This is a genomic window from Teichococcus oryzae (assembly GCF_008386565.1).
GTDB lineage: Bacteria > Pseudomonadota > Alphaproteobacteria > Acetobacterales > Acetobacteraceae > Pseudoroseomonas > Pseudoroseomonas oryzae.
Window position 1 is genome coordinate 1 of record NZ_VUKA01000070.1, and the last position, 898, is coordinate 898.

The 898-nt window shown below is 78.3% G+C and carries 1 protein-coding gene and 1 pseudogene; both read right to left on the reverse strand.

Translation table 11 applies throughout. The features are described 5' to 3' along the window. The coding region (locus F0Q34_RS21545; protein ID WP_149814422.1) for a Y-family DNA polymerase at positions 1-629 on the reverse strand (629 nt) is incomplete at its 3' end. After that, positions 626-898 (reverse strand): annotated as a pseudogene (locus tag F0Q34_RS21550) (damage-inducible protein); the annotation flags it as partial. The gene F0Q34_RS21545 and the pseudogene F0Q34_RS21550, both read right to left, overlap by 4 nt.

The window sequence follows — 898 nt, forward strand, 5'->3', positions numbered from 1 at the left end:
CGGCCGAAGCGGCGCGCCAGCGGCCCGCGCGGCTGGCGCAGCAGGTCGCCGATCCGCTGCAGCCCGAGCCGGGCCAGGCCCTGGATGATGTCCGGCGGCAGGCGCAACGCCGCCAGCGGCAGGGGGAGCAGCGCCGCCGGCTCGTCGCCTGGGGGCAGCACCAGCGGCCGGGGCGCGCTGCGCGCCAGCGCCGCGGCGCAGCCGGGCGTGCCGGCGATGGCACCCTGGGCACGGTAGCCGCCCGTGCGGAAGCTCTCGAGCACGGTGACCAGCAGGGCCTGCTCGCCGCCGAACAGTGCCTCGACGCCGGTGGTGTCCAGCAGCAGACCGTCCTCGCCGTCCACCGCCGCCAGCGGCGTGAAGCGCAGCGCCCACAAGGCCAGGCGGTCGAGCAGGGCCGCGTCGGCCGCTGGATCGGCCTCGGCGAAGACGGCGTCAGGCCGAATGGCCTGCGCGTCCGCCAGCGCCTGGCCCGGATGCAGGCCCGGCGCGTCGGTCGCGGTGAGGCAGCGGCGGTTGCCGATCGTCGCCCAGACGGCAACGGGCTGTGCGGCCCAGTCCGGGTTCTGTCGGCGCAAGCGGTCCACCGGCAGGGAGGGCAGGCTCAGCGCCAGATAGCGGCGGGTCATGCGGGGCGGGCGAGGGACGCCCCGTCGACCTCCAACCGCCCCGCCGCCCAGCAGGCCTGCCAGGAGGCGGGGCGCCCGGCGCGGCAGCGCAGCAGGTCCAGTTGCCAGCGCGGCCGCGCCGCCGTGTCCGGCAGCGAGCCGACGCGCCAGCGGGTCACCGCGCTGGAGGGGCCGCACCCGGCCACGTTGCGCAGCAGCAGGCCGATGCGCGGCGAGCCCTCGGCGGCCAGCTGCAGGCGGCGGGTCGCCGTCATCTCCAGCCGGTCGAG